Raw genomic sequence first — 18,010 nt, 5'->3', positions numbered from 1 at the left:
CGCCGATGAGACTGCATCGTTTACGGATGACGGCGTTCGGGCCGTTCGCCGCGGACACCGAGATCGATTTCGACGCCCTCGGTGCCGACGGCCTGTTCCTGCTGCACGGGCAGACCGGAGCCGGTAAGACCTCGGTGCTCGATGCCGTGGCCTTCGCGTTGTTCGGCAGGGTGCCCGGTACGCGGCAGGAGGGGCGCCGTCTGCACTCCGATCATGCTGATGCACAGCAGGTTCCGGAAGTGGAGCTCGAGGCGACCATCGGTGGCCGACGGATGCGCATCGTGCGCGCCCCGGAGTATCACCGACCCAAGAAGCGCGGAACCGGCACCACCAAGGTCCAGGCAAAGGCCACGATGACCTGGCTCGACGACTCGGGACCGGCACTGACCCGGCTACCGGAGATCGGTGAGTCGATCACGCGACTGCTCGGGATGAGTGCCGATCAGTTCTTCCAGGTCGTGCTCCTCCCGCAGGGCGACTTCGCGCGATTCCTGCGCGCGAGCTCCGAGGATCGAGAAGCGTTGCTGGAGCGGCTGTTCGACACCGAGCGGTTCGGTGGGGTCGAGGAGTGGCTCAAGGACCGTGCCCGGCAGGCCGAAGCCGCTCTCGGTGAGAAGGCGGCGGCGGTCGAACGCATCGCCGGTCAGATGGCGGCAGTGCTCGACTGCGAACCGCCGACGGAGGCGGAGATCGACTGGGCGCAAGGGTGTCTGGCCAACGCCCGGGAGACCGTCGAGTCCGCCCACCGGCGACTGACCGCGGCGCAGGCCGAACTCGACGGTGCGCAGACAACACTCGCGAACGGAAATCGGCTGGCGGAGTTGCGGCGTCGAGGCCTCGAGGCGCAGGCGCGATTGACCCAGCTCGATGCCGGAGCTGCCGACCTCGAGCAGGCACGCGTCGCGGCACGGGCAGCTCGCGCCGCGGCACCGATCATTCCGCTGGCCGACGACCACGACGCCGCAGCGTCGGCTGCGACCACCGCGAGCCGCGCATACGACTCTGCCGCAGCGGGATTCGCCGATCTGCCCGAGGGCGCCGCGCTCGTGGGCCCCGATTCCGATCTCGACGTGGCGATCGAACGGTGGACCGGGGAGTCGGCGCGGTGGGAGCCGCTCGCGCGGCGCGTCGAACAGCGTCCGACGCTGCTAACCGACCTTCGTCGGCTCGACGCCGAAGTGGCTGCCGCACAAGCCCGTACCGCCGAGCTGACCGACATGCTGGAGGCCGCGCCGGACCGCCGTCAGGCTGCGGTGACCGCGTTGACGGCCGCTTCCGAAGCGAGATCCGACGTGCAACGGCTCGCCGCCGACCGCGAACGATGCGAGGAGCTGGTCGCATCGTTCGTCGCGCGACAAGCACTGGACGCCGAGCTCATGCAGGCTCGCACGGAGGTGCTCACCGCACGTGAATCACACACCGCCGCACGCGAACACCACCTCGATCTGCGGGAGCGCCGGATTGCCGGCATGGCCGCCGAGCTCGCCTCAACGCTCGCCCAGGGAGAGCCGTGCATGGTGTGCGGATCGACCGAGCACCCCGCGCCCGCCGATGCCGGCGAGCAGACCGACGTCGCGAAGACCGCGGAGGCCGCGGCCGCGGCCGCCGAAGATCGTGCGGCCGCGCGCCGGGGGCGAGCCGAGACGGCGCTGGCCACGCTCGAGGCACGCCGTGCGCACCTCGACGAGGAGATCGGCGAGGAATCCGCGGATGCGGTGAGGTCGCGTCGACAGGTACTCGACCGTGAGCTCGCCGACGCCCGGACCCGGGTGGCGTCGATCCCGACCCTCGAACGCGCCGTCAACGCCATCGACGCCGAGATCGAGACCTGGCGCACCGAACTCGGCCGTCTCGTGGCATCGACGTCGGCGCGCGCGGAACGCCGCTCGTCGCTGCGTCGCGAGATCGACGATCTCGATGCCGAGGTCGCACAGGCCACCGGCGGGCGTATCGGTGTCGATGAGCGACGTGCCGAGCTGGCCGAGTTGTGCCGCCGGGCCCGAGCCCTGCGCGATGCGCGAGCCGACCTGCACCGCGCGGTCCGGCACCGTGATGACCTCGCCGGTCGACTCGAATTGCGGTTGTCCGAGGCCGGATTCAGTGATGTGGGCGCGCTGCGCGCCGCGGCGGCGACGCCCACGCAGCTCGATGCCTGGGAGACGATGGTCGCTCGGGCGGGGGAGCTGCGTGCCGGCGCCCAGGAGACGATGGCAGACGCCGACGTCGCTGCGGCGGTGTCGACCGAGCCGGTCGACATCGGCGTTCTGTCGGAGGCGCTGGCGCTGGCGCAGCGGCGGCAGGAGGCGGCGGCGCGTGAGCACGCCCTGGCCGCCCGAACGGTGACGCGACTCGAGGAGCTCGTCGCCGAGTTCTGGTCGGCGCTCGATGTGCTGGCGCCGGCCCGGGAGCGGCACGCTCGCGTGCAGGGTCTGGCCGATCTGGTCGCCGGGCGTGGCCAGAATGCGCGCAAGATGTCGCTGCACTCCTACGTGCTGGCTTCGCGTCTCGAGGAGGTCTTGGTGGCGGCGTCGGTTCGGCTGCATCAGATGTCCTCGGGCCGTTACGAATTCGTCCACTCCGACGCGGCCGGTCCACGCGGCCGCCGCGGTGGGTTGGGCATCGAGGTGCACGACGAGTACACCGGCGCCGTTCGTGCGGCCACCACGCTGTCCGGTGGAGAGACCTTCTTCGCCTCGCTGGCCCTGGCCCTCGGACTGGCCGATGTCGTGTCGACCGAATCGGGCGGCCGCGTCCTCGACACCATCTTCATCGACGAGGGCTTCGGGTCCCTGGACCCCGAGGCGCTCGACCTCGTCATGGGCGTCCTCGACGAGTTGCGTTCGGGCGGACGGGTGGTCGGCGTCGTCAGTCACGTCGACGAGATGCGCGCGAGGATTCCGGCGCAACTGCACGTGATGCGAGGGACCAACGGGTCCTCGGTGCGCATGGACGGCGTGGTGGGCGTGTCGTGACCTGCCGGATTGGGTTGCCGGACCGGAGTGCGCTACTCTGAGTGCCGCCCGTTGAGCCCCCGTAGCTCAGGGGATAGAGCGTCTGCCTCCGGAGCAGAAGGCCGCAGGTTCGAATCCTGCCGGGGGCACCGTAACTTCCTTGCCGCTGCACTCCCTCTGTGCGTGCGAGACGGCGCGACATCCTTCCCGCGCAACGTCTACCGTGCCACCGCACCCACCTGTAACGTCGGCAGCGCACCCTGGACAACAGTGTGCAGTCGTGACGTCCGGCCCGGGAGATCGGTATCAGTATGAGCGAGCACAGAATTCGCCTCGACGTCGACGCAGACGGCGTCGCCGCGGTCACGCTGGATCGTGCCGAGAAGCACAACGCTCTCGACACCGCGATGTTCGAGGCGCTCGTGGACGTCACCGAGAAGCTGGCCGCGGATCGCACCGTGCGCGCCGTCGTACTCCACGGTGACGGCAAGAGTTTTTGTTCGGGCCTCGACATCACGAGTCTGGGCGACCGCGAGGGCAGCGGTCCGATGGATCTCATGGCACGCGAGGACGGCCGCGCCGCCAATCTGGCCCAGCGTGTGTCCTACGACTGGTCGCGCATCGCCGCGCCGGTGATCGCCGCTGTGCACGGCAACTGCTTCGGCGGCGGAATGCAGATCGCGCTCGGTGCCGATATCCGATATGCGGCACCGGATGCCCGTCTGTCGATCATGGAGGTCAAGTGGGGTCTGGTACCCGACATGGGTATCACCCAGACCCTGCCGCGGCTCGTCGGCATCGACGTCGCCAAGGAGTTGACGTTCACCGGGCGCATCGTGAGCGGCACCGAAGCCGATGCGCTCGGCCTCGTCACCCGCGTCGCCGACGACCCGGTCGCCGAGGCATTGGCGCTGGCTCACGAGATCGCCGGCAAATCCCCGCATGCGGTTCAGGCCGCCAAGCGTCTCTACGACGACACCTGGACGAGCTCCGATCCGGCGTCGGCGCTGCTGCTGGAGAGCGAACTGCAGGTCGGTCTGATGGGTTCGCCGAATCAGTTGGAGGCGGTCGCGGCGGGGATGAGCCGCCGCACGCCCGTGTTCGCCGATCCGGAGGTTCAGCAATGAACGGGCCCAACAGAATTCCCAAACGAGGGCGCCACGCATGACGATCCGGATGAACAACGTCGGCATCGTCGTCGAGGATCTCTCGGCAGTGATCGACTTCTTCGTCGAACTCGGGCTCGAGCTCGAGGGGCGCGCGATGGCCGAGGGGGAGTGGGCCGGTCGGGTGACCGGGCTGGCCGATCAGCGCGTCGAGGTCGCGATGATGCGCACGCCCGACGGACACGGTCGGCTAGAACTCTCACGGTTCCTCGCACCCGAGGTGATCGACGACCATCGCAACGCGCCGGTGAACGCGCTCGGATATCTGCGCGTCATGTTCGAGGTCGATGACCTCGACGACATCCTCGCCCGCGCCGTCGCCAAAGGCGCGCGTCTCGTCGGCCCCGAGGTGGTGCAGTACGAGAACGTCTATCGCCTCTGCTACATCCGCGGGCCCGAGAACATCCTGGTGGGCCTCGCCCAGAACATCAGCTGAGTCTCGCTCGACGAGTGCGAGCTCGCCAGAACCTTCAGGCGTCGGGGACGAACCCGCTGTCGGCGCCTTCGGCGAGCCCCACGTAGAGGCGGCGCCACGGGTCGTGGCCCACGAGATGCCACCGATGTCCGGTGCCGACGGTGTCCTCGGCCACCAGCACGATCCCCGGTTCGAGCCGGAACTGCTCCCCGTCGCGGGTCACGAAGTCCAGAACACCCGCGAGGGTGATCACGTACTGCCGTCGCGGCGCGGTGTGCCAATCGAGCGACCCGCCGCTCTCGGTTTCCTGGAACGCCGAGGTCGTCGTGGCCGCCGAGGCCGAGCGCACCGCGTTCTCCACCAGATCGATGTGTCCGTGCTGAACGTGTGAACGTCCGTTCTCGTCGTTGTGCAGGCGGATGGCTCGGATCATGGGGTCACCCTAGCGATTCGCCGAGGTCTGCCGGCGCCGAGCCGCTCCGGTTGGGCTTCGCGCGGTGCGGCTGATTGCTACGGTCGGTCCATGTGTCGCTGGTTGGCCTACACCGGTTCCCCGATCCATCTCGAGGACCTGCTGACCAGGCCGTCGCACTCGCTGGTCGACCAGAGCTTCGAGGCGCGTCAGCTCTATCTCCCGGGTTCGCCGATGACGACGATGATTCGGCATCACGACTGGCCGACCAACGGCGACGGCTTCGGGTTCGGATGGTACGGCGATCGCGGTTTTCCCGGCCAATACCGCGACACCCGGCCCGCCTGGAGCGACCACAACCTGCAGCGACTCGCCGAGCAGATCCGGTCACCGATGTTCCTCGCGCATGTGCGTGCCGCGCTCGGCGGCACCACCGAACGTGTGAACTGCCATCCGTTCGTGCACGGGCGCTGGCTGTTTCAGCACAACGGGGAGATTCCGCGGTTCTCCGATCTCAAGCGGGACCTGACCTTCGACATCGACCCCCAGCTGTACCCATTCGTGGAGGGCAACGCCGACACCGAGGTGTGCTTCTTCCTCGCCCTGACCTACGGACTGGCGAGCGACCCGAAGGGCGCGTTCGCGCGGATGGTGGCCCGTATCGAGCGGGCGCGCGCCGACCACGGCGTCGTCGAACCCTTCGTCGGTACCTTCTGCGCCGCCGACGGCGACGCGCTCTACGCGCTGAGGTACTCGAGCGACCGGTCCTCGCGCACGCTGTATCACTCGACGGGGCACATGCGGTTGTCGGCGGCCGATCCGGGAGCGCATATCGAGCTGCCCGCCGACGGCCGGATTCTGGTGTCCGAGCCGCTCGAACTGGAGTACCGGGACACGCATTGGACGGCGGTGCCGGAATGGTCGTTCGTCACCCTGCGGGCCGGGGCCGAACCCGTCGTCGAGGAGTTCGACCCGACGCCGACCGCCTGACGAGTCCCGCGGAGCGGCCGGGCAGGGTGGCCCCGGTCGAGCCGATTGTTCCCGGCCTCCGGCGGGACCATAGGATGATGTGTTGTGACTCCCGCCGATCTCGCCGTGCTGCTGAGCTCTGTCACCCGCACCGTCGTGGCAGACCATGACCTCGACACGTCATTGGTCCCCGACGCCGTGGTGGTGGAGCGACCGCGTCATGCCGACCACGGCGACTACGCCACCAACGTCGCACTGCAACTGGGCAAGAAGCTCGGGGTGAATCCCCGTGAGCTGGCCGGATGGCTCGCCGATGCCTTCGCTGCCACCGACGGGATCGCCAAGGCCGAGGTCGCGGGCCCCGGATTCGTCAACATCTGGTTGGCGGCGGCCGCGCAGAACACCGTCGTCGCCACGGTGCTCGACCGGGGCACGCAGTACGGTCGCGGCGACGAATTCGCCGACAAGGTGATCAACCTCGAATTCGTCTCGGCCAACCCGACCGGGCCGATCCACCTCGGTGGCACCCGGTGGGCCGCGGTCGGCGACGCGCTCGGACGCGTGCTGGCGGCCCGCGGGGCCGCGGTGACGCGCGAGTACTACTTCAACGATCACGGCGCCCAGATCGATCGCTTCGCGCGGTCGCTGGAGGCTGCGGCACTCGGCGAGCCGACGCCCGAGGACGGGTACGCGGGCGAGTACATCGTCGACATCGCGCGTCAGGTCACGGAGAAGGTTCCTGGTGTTCTCGACCAGCCTGAGGCGCAGCGGGTCGAGACCTTCCGTGCAGTGGGCGTCGAGTTGATGTTCGACCACATCAAGGCGAGCCTGCACGAGTTCGGCACCGACTTCGACGTCTTCACCCACGAGAACAAGATGTTCGAGACCGGGCTGGTCGACGAGTGCATCGCCGAACTCAAGGCCAACGGCAACCTGTACCAGTCCGACGGCGCCTGGTGGCTGCGCACCGAGCAGTACGGCGACGACAAGGATCGCGTCGTCATCAAGAGTGACGGTGAGGCCGCCTACATCGCCGGCGACATCGCCTACTACCGCGACAAGCGCAACCGGGGCTTCAACCTGTGCATCTACATGCTGGGCGCCGACCACCACGGATACATCAAGCGGCTCAAGGCGGCCGCGGCCTCACTCGGTGACGACCCGGACACCGTCGAGGTGCTGATCGGGCAGATGGTGAACCTCGTGCGCGACGGCAAGCCGGTGCGGATGAGCAAGCGTGCCGGCACGGTGATCACCCTCGACGACCTCGTCGACGCGGTCGGGGTGGACGCCGCCCGGTATGCGCTGATCCGCTCGTCGATCGACGTCAACATCGACATCGACCTCGATCTGCTCGCCAAGCAGTCCAACGACAACCCGGTGTACTACGTGCAGTACGCCCACGCCCGCCTTGCCGCACTCGGACGCAACGCCGACGATCTCGGGCTCTCGGCGAGCATCGAGCACCTCGATCTGCTCGACACCGCCGAAGAAGGCGACCTCATCAAGACCCTCGGCGATTTCGACGAGGTGGTCGCGACCGCCGCGACTCTGCGTGAGCCGCACCGTATCTGCCGCTACCTCGAGAGCCTCGCCGGGACCTATCACCGCTTCTATGCCCACTGCCGCGTGTTGCCGCAGGGCGACGAGGAGGCGGGCGACATCCACCGCGCACGGCTGGCCCTGTGCGCGGCGAGCCGTCAGGTCCTGGCCAACGGATTGGCCCTGGTCGGCGTCGGCGCACCGGAGCGGATGTGAACGCCCACCCCGCCGGGCCGCGGCACGCCGATCTCGTGGCTGCCCCGCATCTGGCGCAGAAACCCAACGATCCCGCGGTACTCGCCGAGATCCCGGCCCAGGTGTGGCCGCGCAACGCCGTTCGCGACTCCTCGGGTGAACTGCAGATCGCCGGGGTCGGGGTGAGCGAACTCGCCGAGACCTTCGACACCCCGCTGTTCGTCATCGACGAGTCCGATTTCCGGTCGCGCTGCGCGGACATGATCGACGCCTTCGGGCCCTACGGCCGAGTGCACTACGCGTCAAAAGCCTTCCTGTGCACCGAGATCGCGAAGTGGGTCGATCAGGAGGGCTTGTCGATCGACGTGTGCTCCGGTGGCGAGCTGGCGATCGCACTGCACGCCGGGTTTCCGCCCGAGCGAATCGCCTTCCACGGCAACAACAAAAGTGTTGCCGAGCTCGCCGCGGCACTCGATGCAGGAGTCGGGCACATCGTCTGCGACTCGATGACCGAGATCGAACGACTCGACGCACTCGCCGGCGAACGAGGTCTCGTCGCCGACGTGCTGATCCGGGTCACCGTCGGCGTCGAGGCCCACACCCACGAATTCATCGCGACCGCGCACGAGGACCAGAAATTCGGCTTCGCGCTGACCGGCGGGGTCGCCATGGAGGCGGTCCGCCGTGTCTTCGCGACCGACAACCTGCGACTGGTCGGCCTCCACAGTCACATCGGGTCGCAGATCTTCGACATGGACGGCTTCGAGCTCGCCGCACACCGCGTCCTCGGCCTGCTCCACGACGTGGTCGCCGAGTTCGGCGTGGACAAGACCTCACAGATGTCGATCGTGGATCTCGGTGGGGGACTGGGCATTTCCTACGTTCCAGAAGATCGGCCGTTGCCCGTCGTCGCGGTGGCGCAAACGCTGGCCGAGATCGTCAAGCGTGAATCGGCGGCGGTCGGGCTGCCGATGCCGACGATCGCGGTCGAGCCCGGCCGCGCGATCGCCGGCCCCGGTACCATCACCCTCTACCGCGTCGGCACCATCAAGGACGTCGAACTCGGTGGGGGAGCGATTCGACGCTACGTGTCGGTCGACGGCGGCATGAGCGACAACATCCGCACGGTGCTCTATCAGGCCGAGTACGACGTGCGGCTGGTCTCGCGGGTGTCCGACGCCCCCGCAGTGGTCAGTCGCGTCGTCGGAAAGCATTGTGAGAGCGGCGATATCGTCATCAAGGACTGTTGGTTGCCGGAGGATCTGGCGCCCGGGGACCTGATCGCGGTGGCTGCCACCGGGGCTTACTGTTATTCGATGTCCTCGCGGTACAACATGGTCACCCGCCCGGCCGTCGTCGGTGTTGCCGACGGTTCGGCCCGGGTGATCCTGCGACGCGAGACGATCGACGATTTCCTGAGGCTGGAGGTGACCTAGGTGAGCCAGACGCAAGACCCCACCGGAGCGGGTACACAGACACGATCCATCGGAGTCGCGGTGCTCGGTATGGGCAACGTGGGCACCGAGGTCGTGCGCATTCTCGAGGAGAGCGCCGAGGACCTGCGCGCCCGGGTCGGCGCGCGACTCGAGGTGCGTGGTGTGGCGGTGCGCGATCTCGCCAAACCCCGCAAGATCGATTCCGAGTTGCTCACCGACGACCCGACGTCGTTGGTCACCCGCGACGACGTCGACATCGTGGTCGAGTTGATGGGCGGAATCGATCCGGCACGCAGCCTGATCCGCCAGGCGCTCGAGAGTGGCAAGTCGGTCGTCACGGCCAACAAGGCGCTGTTGGCCGAATACACCGGTGAACTCGCGACCGCGGCGGCGACGGCCCGCGCCGACCTGTACTTCGAGGCGGCGGTGGCCGGTGCCATCCCGGTGATCCGTCCGCTGACGCAGTCGCTGGCCGGCGACACCGTCGAGCGGGTGGCCGGAATCGTCAACGGCACCACCAATTTCATCCTGTCGGCGATGGACGCCGACGGAGACGACTACGACGTGGTGCTCAAAGAGGCCGGTCGGCTCGGCTATGCCGAGGCCGATCCCACCGCCGACGTCGAGGGATACGACGCGGCGGCGAAGGCCGCGATCCTCGCGTCCATCGCCTTCCACACCCGGGTCACCGCCGCGGATGTGTACCGCGAGGGCATCACCGCGGTGACGTCGGCCGATCTGCTCGCCGCCCGCAAGTTCGACTGCACCATCAAACTGCTCTCGATCTGCGAACGTGTGCGCGATGCCGATGGCACGCAACGTGTTTCCGCTCGTGTTTATCCGGCGCTGATCCCGTTGAGCCATCCGCTCGCGACGGTCGGCGGTGCGTTCAACGCGGTCGTCGTCGAGGCACAGAACGCTGGGAGACTGATGTTCTACGGACAAGGCGCCGGTGGGGCACCGACCGCCTCGGCGGTCCTCGGTGACCTGGTGATGGCCGCCCGCAACAAGGTGCACGGAGGTCGCGGACCGTTGGAGTCCACCTACGCGAAACTGCCGATCGCGTCGATCGACGACGTACCCACCCGCTACTACGTGTCGATGCGGGTCGCCGACCGCCCCGGAGTGCTCGCGCAGATCGCCAGCGAATTCTCCAAGCGTTCGGTCAGTCTGGCCGCCGTGCGGCAGGAAGGCGCGGGTGACGATGCCCGGCTGATCGTCGTGACCCACCGCGCACCCGACCGTGCGCAGTCCGAATGCGTTGCGGCACTGGAAGATATGGACGAAGTGCTCAAGGTGTCGAGTGTTCTGCGATTGGAAGGTACCGATGACTGACGCCCCGTCGACCCCGCTCGCCCCCGTGCATTCGGGGTGGCCCGGACTGATCGAGGCCTACCGTTCGCGGCTGCCGGTCGCCGACGACTGGAAGGTGATCACCCTGCTCGAGGGTGCGACCCCGCTCGTCGCGGCGCCGTACCTGTCGGAGCTGACCGGCTGCGAGGTGTACCTCAAGGTGGAGGGTCTGAATCCGACCGGATCGTTCAAGGACCGCGGTATGACCATGGCGGTCTCCAACGCGGTCAACAACGGCAAGACCGCGGTGCTGTGCGCGTCCACCGGCAACACCTCGGCGTCGGCGGCCGCCTATGCCACCCGCGCCGGGATCACCTGTGCGGTGCTGATCCCGCAGGGCAAGATCGCGATGGGCAAACTCGCGCAGGCGGTCATGCACGGCGCCAAGATCATTCAGGTGCAGGGCAACTTCGACGACTGCTTGGAACTCGCCCGGAAGGCGACCGCCGAATTCACCGAGATCGAACTCGTCAACTCGGTCAACCCGGCCCGCATCGAGGGGCAGAAGACCGCGGCCTTCGAGATCGTCGACGTTCTCGGCCGCGCTCCCGACGTCCATGCGTTGCCGGTCGGCAACGCCGGCAACATCACCGCCTACTGGAAGGGCTACTCGGAGTATCACGCCGACGGGATCGCCTCGTCGCGCCCGCGCATGCTCGGTGTCCAGGCGGCCGGCGCGGCGCCGCTGGTCAGCGGCGAGCCCGTCGCCGACCCGGAGACCATCGCGACCGCGATCCGGATCGGCAACCCGGCCAGCTGGCATCAGGCCGTGGCCGCCAGGGACGAATCCGGCGGACAGTTCCGCGCCGCCACCGACGAGAAGCTGCTCGAGGCCTACCGTCTCGTTGCGGGCCGCGAGGGTGTCTTCGTCGAACCCGCGTCGGCGGCCAGTGTCGCGGGCCTGCTCGCCGCGCGCGAGGAGGGCTGGGTGCGTGCCGGCGAAACCGTCGTGTGCACCGTGACCGGTAACGGACTCAAGGACCCCGACACCGCGTTGTCGGGGATGCCCGAGGTGGAAGCGATCGACGTCGACCCGGTGGCGGTGGCCCATGCCCTCGGCGTCGCCTGACTCGCTCATGGTCACCCCGGACACGGTGTATCGGCAACTGCCCGAAGGTATTTCGACTCGGGTTCGGGTTCCGGCTTCGAGTGCGAACCTGGGGCCGGGATTCGACTGCCTCGGTATCGCGCTCGGTATCCACGACGAGGTGACGGTCACGACCACCGATGCCGGTCTCACGGTGGAGGTGGTCGGTGAGGCGGCCGAGCAGGTACCTCTCGACGCCAACCATCTCGTCGTGCGCGCCATCCTGAGCGGTCTCGCACATGCGGGCTTCTCGGTGTCCGGGATGCACCTGCGCTGCGTCAACGTCATCCCGCACTCGCGGGGTCTCGGATCGTCGGCGGCCGCGTCGGTCTCCGGCCTGGCCGCCGCGTCGGGACTCCTCGCGGCGTCGGGGATCGCCGCGCCGCTGACCACCGACGAACTCGTGCAACTCTCCAGCGAGTTCGAGGGTCACCCGGACAACGCCGCTGCGTCGGTGCTCGGCTCGGCCGTGGTGACCTGGACCGAACGTACCGACGACCGCGACCGCTACCGGGCCCGCGGACTTCGGGTGCACCCCGACATCAGCGCCACCGTGTTCGTGCCGTCCACCGAGTCGTCGACCGCCTTCACGCGCGGACTGCTGCCCGACGAGGTGCCGCGCGCCGACGCCGTGCACAACCTGAGCCGAGCGGCCCTGGCGGTGGTCGCGTTGACCAGCGACCCGAGTTGCCTGCTCCCAGCCACCGAGGATCGTCTGCACCAGCCGTACCGGGCCGCCGCGATGGGGCCGACCGCAGAGCTCGTCGCCGCACTGCGCAAACGAGGACATGCGGCCACGGTCTCCGGTGCGGGACCGAGCGTCTTGGTCCTCGGCGGTGCACCGCTCCCGTCCGATGCCCGTGACCTCGGTGTGGAGTACGGATTCGTTCCGCAGACCGTCGAAATCGCGGGCGGAGTCGAGATAGGCTGACGCCCAAGGCCGGCACGGGTAACGATCCATGGACCGAGGTCGACCCGGAGGGGGTCGGGGCGCCATGGCGTCGGGGAGGACGAGCGGGGATGCACACGCGGAATACGACGGTGCCGCGGAATATCGCAACGGCACGGAATATCGCAAGGACACGGCGTGTTGCCGCATCTGGGACGACGCGTTATCATATCTTCGTCTAGCCGCGAAGGCTCGTTCAGCCATGTTCTCGGGTAATCAGCTTGGTGGTCCACTCCGCAGCGGAGCCGCCGCCACAGCGGAACGAACGGTTCACCGATACCGACCCGACAATCACCTCCTCGAGCCGGCACCCAACTGGCGCACCCGAGTACAGGAGTGACACTCGCAGCCGGAGACCACGATCTCTCACCCGTCCACCGAGGGCGGGCATGCCCGACGAACCTCGGCATCTGACAACCGAGGGCGACGGCGGAATGAAGCCCCTTGCGGCACACGGTTTGCAAGGGAATGAAAGGACATCCGTGACCGATACGGACCTGATCACCGCACCCGCTTCCGCAGACACGACCACCGAAGCGGCGGCGCCGAAGACCCGCGCCCGCAGCGCCCGGACCGGACTGTCCGGCATGGTGCTGAGCGAACTCCGTGCGCTCGCCGGGGAACTGGGCATCAAGGGCACCTCAGGCATGCGCAAGGGTGACCTCATCGCCGCGATCAAGGAACGCCAGTCCGGCGGTTCGCCGAAATCCGGCGAGCAGGCCAAGGCCGGTTCCCCCGAACAGATGACGATCACCGCTGACGAGCCCACCAGCCGTCCGGTGCGCGGACGCGCGGCCAAGAACGGCAGCGCCGACACCGGCGCACGCGAGAACGGTGCCTCCCAGGCCGCGGACTCCGACGCCGCAGCCGGCGCCGAGAAGACCGACGCCGCACCGAAGAAGCGCTCCGAGCGCGAGTCCACCGACACCTCCGGCGAGTCGACGAGCGGTGGCAGCGAGGCCCGTTCCGAGCGCCGCGACAACCGAGCCGATGGCGAGGGCGACGACGCATCTGGTAACCAGCGCAACCGCAATCGCAACCGCAACAACCAGAACCGCGAGGCCGGCCAGAACCGCGAGGGTGGCCAGAACCGCGAGTCGGGCCAGAATCGCGAGGGCAACCGGAACGGCGGTAACAACCAGGGCGGTAACAACCAGGGCGGGCAGGGCCAGAACGGCAACCGCGACAACAACCGCGACGACGACGACGACCAGGGTGGCCGACGCCGCGGACGTCGATTCCGCGAGCGGCGTCGTGGGCGCGACCGCGAGAACACCTCGGGCGAGCCGCAGATCTCCGAGGACGATGTCATCGCCCCCGTCGCGGGCATCCTCGATGTGCTCGACAACTACGCGTTCGTCCGCACCTCGGGTTACCTCGCCGGCCCCAACGACGTCTACGTCTCGATGAACCTCGTGCGCAAGAACGGCTTACGCCGCGGTGACGCCATCACCGGTGCGGTGAAGGTGCCCCGCGAGGGTGAGCAGCCCAATCAGCGGCAGAAGTTCAATCCGCTGGTGCGACTCGACACCGTCAACGGGGCCGAGGTCGAGGCCGCCAGGAAGCGCCCGGAGTTCGGCAAGCTGACACCGCTCTATCCGAATCAGCGCCTGCGTCTGGAGACGACCCCCGATCGCCTGTCGACCCGCGTGATCGATCTGATCATGCCGATCGGCAAGGGGCAGCGAGCATTGATCGTGTCGCCGCCGAAGGCCGGTAAGACCACGATCATCCAGGACATCGCAAACGCGATCACCACCAACAACCCGGAATGCCATCTCATGGTGGTGCTCGTCGACGAGCGCCCCGAAGAGGTGACCGATATGCAGCGCTCGGTCAAGGGTGAGGTCATCGCCTCGACGTTCGACCGTCCGCCGTCAGATCACACTTCCGTCGCCGAGCTGGCCATCGAGCGCGCCAAGCGTCTGGTCGAGGGTGGTAAGGACGTCGTGGTGTTGCTCGACTCCATCACCCGTCTCGGCCGCGCCTACAACAACGCCTCGCCGGCATCGGGTCGCATCCTCTCCGGTGGTGTCGACTCGACCGCGCTGTATCCGCCGAAGCGTTTCCTCGGTGCCGCGCGCAACATCGAGAACGGTGGGTCGCTGACGATCATCGCCTCCGCGCTGGTCGAGACCGGCTCCACCGGCGACACCGTGATCTTCGAGGAATTCAAGGGCACCGGTAACGCCGAACTCAAACTCGACCGCAAGATCGCCGACCGCCGGGTGTTCCCGGCCGTCGACGTCAATCAGTCGAGCACGCGTAAGGACGAGCTGTTGATGTCGCCCGAGGAATTCGGGATCGTCTACAAGTTGCGTCGCGTGCTGAGCGGCCTCGATTCGCAGCAGGCGATCGACCTGTTGATCAGCCAGCTCAAGAAGACCAAGACCAACATCGAGTTCCTGATGCAGGTGCAGACCAATGCGCCGGGCGCGATGAAGGACGACTGAGACCGGTCTCGCCGCAGGGGATTTGGCCCCGCGAGCCGACCACTTCGAGCCGCCCTCGACCATCACCGATGGTCGAGGGCGGCTCGGTTCGCTGGGTGTTTGGTTCTCTGTGTGGTCGGTCTGGCTGTGTGGCCCTGTCGTGCGCCGGGCCGGCTCAGGCGATCAGATTGGTCAGCAGATGATCCCAGGCGGCGAACACCGGTGCGGGCACCGGGCCGGTCTGGGTGAGTACGAGGCTGCAGGCGCCGTGCCGGTCGTACAGCTCGATCGAGCCGGTGCGACCCCACACGCCGTCCGACCAGGTGATCCAGGATTCGGCGACCAAACCGAAGTTGATCATGGCCCGCGCGCGCCCGGAGGCCACGACCATCTGACCGCGGTGCTCGCGGGCGCCGTCGAGCTGATCGTGGCGCATCTGGATGCACCCGGGTGCGCAGGTGGCCGTCGTCATCTGCATACCCAGGAGCGCAGCGTGTTCGAGCGCTGCGATCACCTGCCGGTCGTCGACCCTGCGGAAACCGGCATCGGACAGACCCGGGAGTTCGGTGCGCCGCGCGACACCACCGTCGGCGAGGATGGAATCGAACTGGGTGATCTGATCGTCGTCGGCCTGAGCAGGTGTCGGAACCGACCAGCTTGCCGAGGCGTCGGGACCGTATGAGTCGACGCCGGCTGCGTCGGCGAAGGTCGGATCGGCGCGCCCGAGTCCGATCGACTCGAAGGCCAGCCGGTCACTGTGCTCGGTGAGATATGTGGCATGAGCGGTGTTTCCGTCGACGTCGAAGAACCGCAGGGTCGGCGGGACATGCGCAGCGGGTTCGGTGATCAGCGCCGACCCCAGCCGAGCAGGGTTGAGCCGCAACGTGATGCGGGAGGCGTCGCAGCGGATCGGCCCGCCCGGATGCACCGGCGGCTCGTGGGTGCCGACGTCGTTGCAGACCACCGGCCCCGCCACGGTGACACCGACCACCTGGTCGAGGTGCGGCAGATGCGCTCCGACGACGGCGGGCTCGAGACCGAGTACGGTACCGGTGAAACCGGGGGAGGCCATCAGCGTTGCGAGATCGCTGGTTCCCGAACTCCCTGGCGCACAACCACATCCCTTGTCCCGCCGACAACTCCTCGACAGCGACGTGCCGGTGCTGTCGGGGGCGTTCTCGGTGCCGGGAGTGGGCTCGCGGTTGGTGGGCATGACGCCCTTCCTTTCCTAGTAGACGTCGCGCAGGTAGCGCTTGGCCTTCTTCAGTTGATCGAGGTAGTCACCGGCCTCATCGGCAGAGCGGGAACCGTGCTCGGCGATGATCTCGGTGAGTGCGTGCTCCACGTCGCGTGCCATCCGGGTCGCGTCGCCGCACACATACAGGTGCGCACCGGATTCCAGCCACGCGAAGAGTTCCGCCCCCTGCTCACGCATCCGGTCCTGTACATAGACCTTGCGATCCTGATCACGGGAGAACGCGAGATCCACGCGGGTGAGCACACCGTCGGCGCGGAATTGGTCGATCTCATCGGCGTAGAGATAGTCGGTGGCGTGATGCTGGTCGCCGAAGAACAGCCAGTTCCGTCCCGAACAGCCGCGGGCCTGCCGCTCGTGCAGGAACGCCCGGAACGGTGCGATCCCGGTACCCGGCCCGATCATGATGGTCGCGACGTCGTCGGCCGGCAGCCGGAATGACTTGTTGGGGGTGATGAAGACGTCGACGGTGTCGCCGTCGTTGCGGCGATCGGCGAGGAACGTCGAACACACCCCGCCGCGTTCACGCTCGCCGGAGCGGTAGCGGACGGTGGCCATGGTGATGTGCACGGTGCCCTGGTGTGCGCGGGGACTCGACGAGATCGAGTACACCCGGTGCGCCAACGGGCGCAGCTCGGCGAGCAACTCCTCGGGGGTGATCGTCAGCGACGGGTCGACCTCGAGGAGGTCGAGTACGTCCTTGCCCCACAGCCACGCGTCGAGGGCCTCCTTGTCGCCGGTGGACACCAGGTGCAGCAACTCCGGATCCTGACTGCGCGAGGCGATGTAGTCGACCAGATACTTCGACGGCGTCGCGATCTCGTATTGACGTGTCAGCGCGTCACGCAACGTGCGGGTGGACCTGCGGTCGGTGATCTGCTCCTCACCGGTTGCGCCGAGGCGGGCGATCACGCGCTCCACCAGAGAGGGATCGTTGACCGGGGCGATGCTGATGCCATCGCCCGGCTCGTAAGTGATTCCGCTGTCGCCCAAGGAGATCACCAGATGACGGACCTCCTTGCCCGACCCTGGGCCGGACAACACCGTGTTGGCGACGATGGTCGCCGGATACGGGTTCTTGCGCCCCCACTTCGCCGGGGTACGCGACGTGGTCGCCGGGGCGGGGGCAACGGTTTTGGCCGCAGTGGGGACCGAAGGTGGAGTGGCCGGTGACGAGGAGTCGGGGGCCAAGGAATCGGGGCCCAAGGAATCGGGGGCGGTGGAGGAGCCCGTTTCTGACTTGTCGGTGTCGACGGCGGCCAGCGCGGTGATCGCGCCGGAGATCCACTCGCGGGCCGGTTCCTCGTAGTCGACGTCGCAGTCGACCCGGTCGATCACGCGGGTGGCGCCGAGTTCGGCCAGTCGGGCGTCGATGTTCTTCCCGGCCTGACAGAATCCGTCGTAAATCGAATCACCCAGCGCCAGAACGCCGTAGAACAACCCGTCCAGGCGTGGCGCGTCGGGTGCGGCGAGTGCTTGCCAGAACAGCTCACCGTTGTCGGGCATATCGCCCTCGCCGTAGGTGGAGGTGATCACCACCAACCGCCGCACCGCGGTCAGGTCGTCGAGTTCCAGGGCGTCGAGACCGCAGAACTGTGGGACGAAGCCCTGTGCACCGGCCTGTTCGACGAGCTGTTCGGCGAGATATTCGGCGGTCCCGGTCTGGGAACCGAACACCACCTGCAGGGCGATCCCGGCCGGGGCGGCCGCGGCAAGCGCTCCGGTGGGTTGCGCGGTGGCCGATCCGGCCATCGCGATCTTGGTGTTCAATCCGGCGAGAAAGCCCGCCAGCCAGGCCTTCTGATCGCCGGTGAACGGAACATCGGAGGGAATGTAGGGCAATTGCAT

The 18,010-nt window shown here is 67.9% G+C and carries 13 protein-coding genes and 1 tRNA gene; 11 read left to right on the top strand and 3 right to left on the bottom strand.

The window, feature by feature from the left end; translation table 11 throughout:
• Positions 1–5 precede the first annotated feature (5 nt).
• The 4 genes from QNM97_RS14645 (at position 6) to QNM97_RS14630 (ending at position 4,553) form a co-directional block, all read left to right on the top strand.
• Positions 6–2,972 carry an AAA family ATPase gene (locus QNM97_RS14645; RefSeq protein ID WP_283819146.1) on the top strand — a complete coding sequence of 989 codons (2,967 nt, stop codon included), beginning with the start codon at positions 6–8 and terminating at the stop codon, positions 2,970–2,972.
• A 55-nt stretch (positions 2,973–3,027) separates the two neighbouring features.
• Positions 3,028–3,100: transfer RNA gene (locus QNM97_RS14640), tRNA-Arg, on the top strand.
• Between the two features lie 162 nt (positions 3,101–3,262).
• The gene (locus QNM97_RS14635; RefSeq protein WP_283819145.1) at positions 3,263–4,078 is read left to right on the top strand and encodes a crotonase/enoyl-CoA hydratase family protein; all 816 of its coding nucleotides are present in this window, start codon (positions 3,263–3,265) and stop codon (positions 4,076–4,078) included.
• A 37-nt stretch (positions 4,079–4,115) separates the two neighbouring features.
• On the top strand, positions 4,116–4,553 hold the full coding sequence (locus tag QNM97_RS14630; protein ID WP_283819144.1) for a VOC family protein: 438 nt from the start codon (positions 4,116–4,118) through the stop codon (positions 4,551–4,553).
• A 34-nt stretch (positions 4,554–4,587) separates the two neighbouring features.
• On the opposite strand, the gene QNM97_RS14625 is transcribed toward QNM97_RS14630, so the two are convergent.
• Complete coding sequence (locus tag QNM97_RS14625; protein WP_208795775.1) at positions 4,588–4,965, bottom strand: cupin domain-containing protein; 378 nt, start codon at positions 4,963–4,965, stop codon at positions 4,588–4,590.
• A 90-nt stretch (positions 4,966–5,055) separates the two neighbouring features.
• On the opposite strand from QNM97_RS14625, the gene QNM97_RS14620 reads away from it, so the two are divergent.
• From QNM97_RS14620 to rho, 7 genes are all read left to right on the top strand, one after another.
• A complete protein-coding gene (locus tag QNM97_RS14620; protein ID WP_283819143.1) occupies positions 5,056–5,934 on the top strand; it encodes a class II glutamine amidotransferase in 879 nt (292 codons plus the stop codon).
• Between the two features lie 84 nt (positions 5,935–6,018).
• A complete protein-coding gene (argS, locus tag QNM97_RS14615) occupies positions 6,019–7,671 on the top strand; it encodes an arginine--tRNA ligase (protein WP_283819142.1) in 1,653 nt (550 codons plus the stop codon).
• Positions 7,668–9,086: a diaminopimelate decarboxylase gene (gene lysA, locus QNM97_RS14610; RefSeq protein WP_208795778.1), complete on the top strand. Its 1,419-nt coding sequence runs from the start codon at positions 7,668–7,670 to the stop codon at positions 9,084–9,086. The genes argS and lysA overlap by 4 nt, the downstream gene beginning before the upstream one ends.
• A gap of 69 nt (positions 9,087–9,155) precedes the next feature.
• On the top strand, positions 9,156–10,421 hold the full coding sequence (locus QNM97_RS14605) for a homoserine dehydrogenase (RefSeq protein ID WP_283823205.1): 1,266 nt from the start codon (positions 9,156–9,158) through the stop codon (positions 10,419–10,421).
• Positions 10,414–11,508 (top strand): threonine synthase, encoded by a 1,095-nt coding sequence (gene thrC / locus QNM97_RS14600; protein WP_208795780.1) that lies wholly within the window; start codon positions 10,414–10,416, stop codon positions 11,506–11,508. Before QNM97_RS14605 ends, thrC begins: the two co-directional genes overlap by 8 nt.
• Positions 11,489–12,457, top strand: coding sequence for a homoserine kinase (thrB, locus tag QNM97_RS14595; RefSeq protein ID WP_283819141.1), 969 nt, complete (start codon positions 11,489–11,491; stop codon positions 12,455–12,457). Before thrC ends, thrB begins: the two co-directional genes overlap by 20 nt.
• Positions 12,458–12,957: 500 nt before the next feature.
• Positions 12,958–14,928 (top strand): transcription termination factor Rho, encoded by a 1,971-nt coding sequence (rho, locus tag QNM97_RS14590; protein ID WP_283819140.1) that lies wholly within the window; start codon positions 12,958–12,960, stop codon positions 14,926–14,928.
• Positions 14,929–15,082: 154 nt separating this feature from the next.
• On the opposite strand, the gene QNM97_RS14585 is transcribed toward rho, so the two are convergent.
• Together QNM97_RS14585 and QNM97_RS14580 are read right to left on the bottom strand one after the other, a co-directional pair.
• A complete protein-coding gene (locus tag QNM97_RS14585) occupies positions 15,083–16,120 on the bottom strand; it encodes a ChuX/HutX family heme-like substrate-binding protein (protein ID WP_283819139.1) in 1,038 nt (345 codons plus the stop codon).
• Between the two features lie 15 nt (positions 16,121–16,135).
• Entirely contained in the window at positions 16,136–18,010 is a 1,875-nt protein-coding gene (locus tag QNM97_RS14580) for a sulfite reductase subunit alpha (RefSeq protein ID WP_283819138.1), read from the bottom strand.

The organism is Gordonia sp. L191, assembly GCF_030077625.1.
Lineage (GTDB): Bacteria > Actinomycetota > Actinomycetes > Mycobacteriales > Mycobacteriaceae > Gordonia > Gordonia polyisoprenivorans_A.
This window is presented reverse-complemented; position numbering and strand designations above follow the sequence as displayed.

Coding starts and splice junctions, on each gene's coding strand:
- QNM97_RS14620 (WP_283819143.1), top strand. CDS start 5,056: ATGTGTCGCTGGTTGGCCTACACCGGTTCCCCGATCCATCTCGAGGAC.
- QNM97_RS14580 (WP_283819138.1), bottom strand. CDS start 18,010: ATGCAATTGCCCTACATTCCCTCCGATGTTCCGTTCACCGGCGATCAG.
- thrC (WP_208795780.1), top strand. CDS start 10,414: ATGACTGACGCCCCGTCGACCCCGCTCGCCCCCGTGCATTCGGGGTGG.
- thrB (WP_283819141.1), top strand. CDS start 11,489: ATGCCCTCGGCGTCGCCTGACTCGCTCATGGTCACCCCGGACACGGTG.
- QNM97_RS14605 (WP_283823205.1), top strand. CDS start 9,156: ATGGGCAACGTGGGCACCGAGGTCGTGCGCATTCTCGAGGAGAGCGCC.
- QNM97_RS14630 (WP_283819144.1), top strand. CDS start 4,116: ATGACGATCCGGATGAACAACGTCGGCATCGTCGTCGAGGATCTCTCG.
- QNM97_RS14625 (WP_208795775.1), bottom strand. CDS start 4,965: ATGATCCGAGCCATCCGCCTGCACAACGACGAGAACGGACGTTCACAC.
- QNM97_RS14645 (WP_283819146.1), top strand. CDS start 6: ATGAGACTGCATCGTTTACGGATGACGGCGTTCGGGCCGTTCGCCGCG.
- QNM97_RS14635 (WP_283819145.1), top strand. CDS start 3,263: ATGAGCGAGCACAGAATTCGCCTCGACGTCGACGCAGACGGCGTCGCC.
- QNM97_RS14585 (WP_283819139.1), bottom strand. CDS start 16,120: ATGCCCACCAACCGCGAGCCCACTCCCGGCACCGAGAACGCCCCCGAC.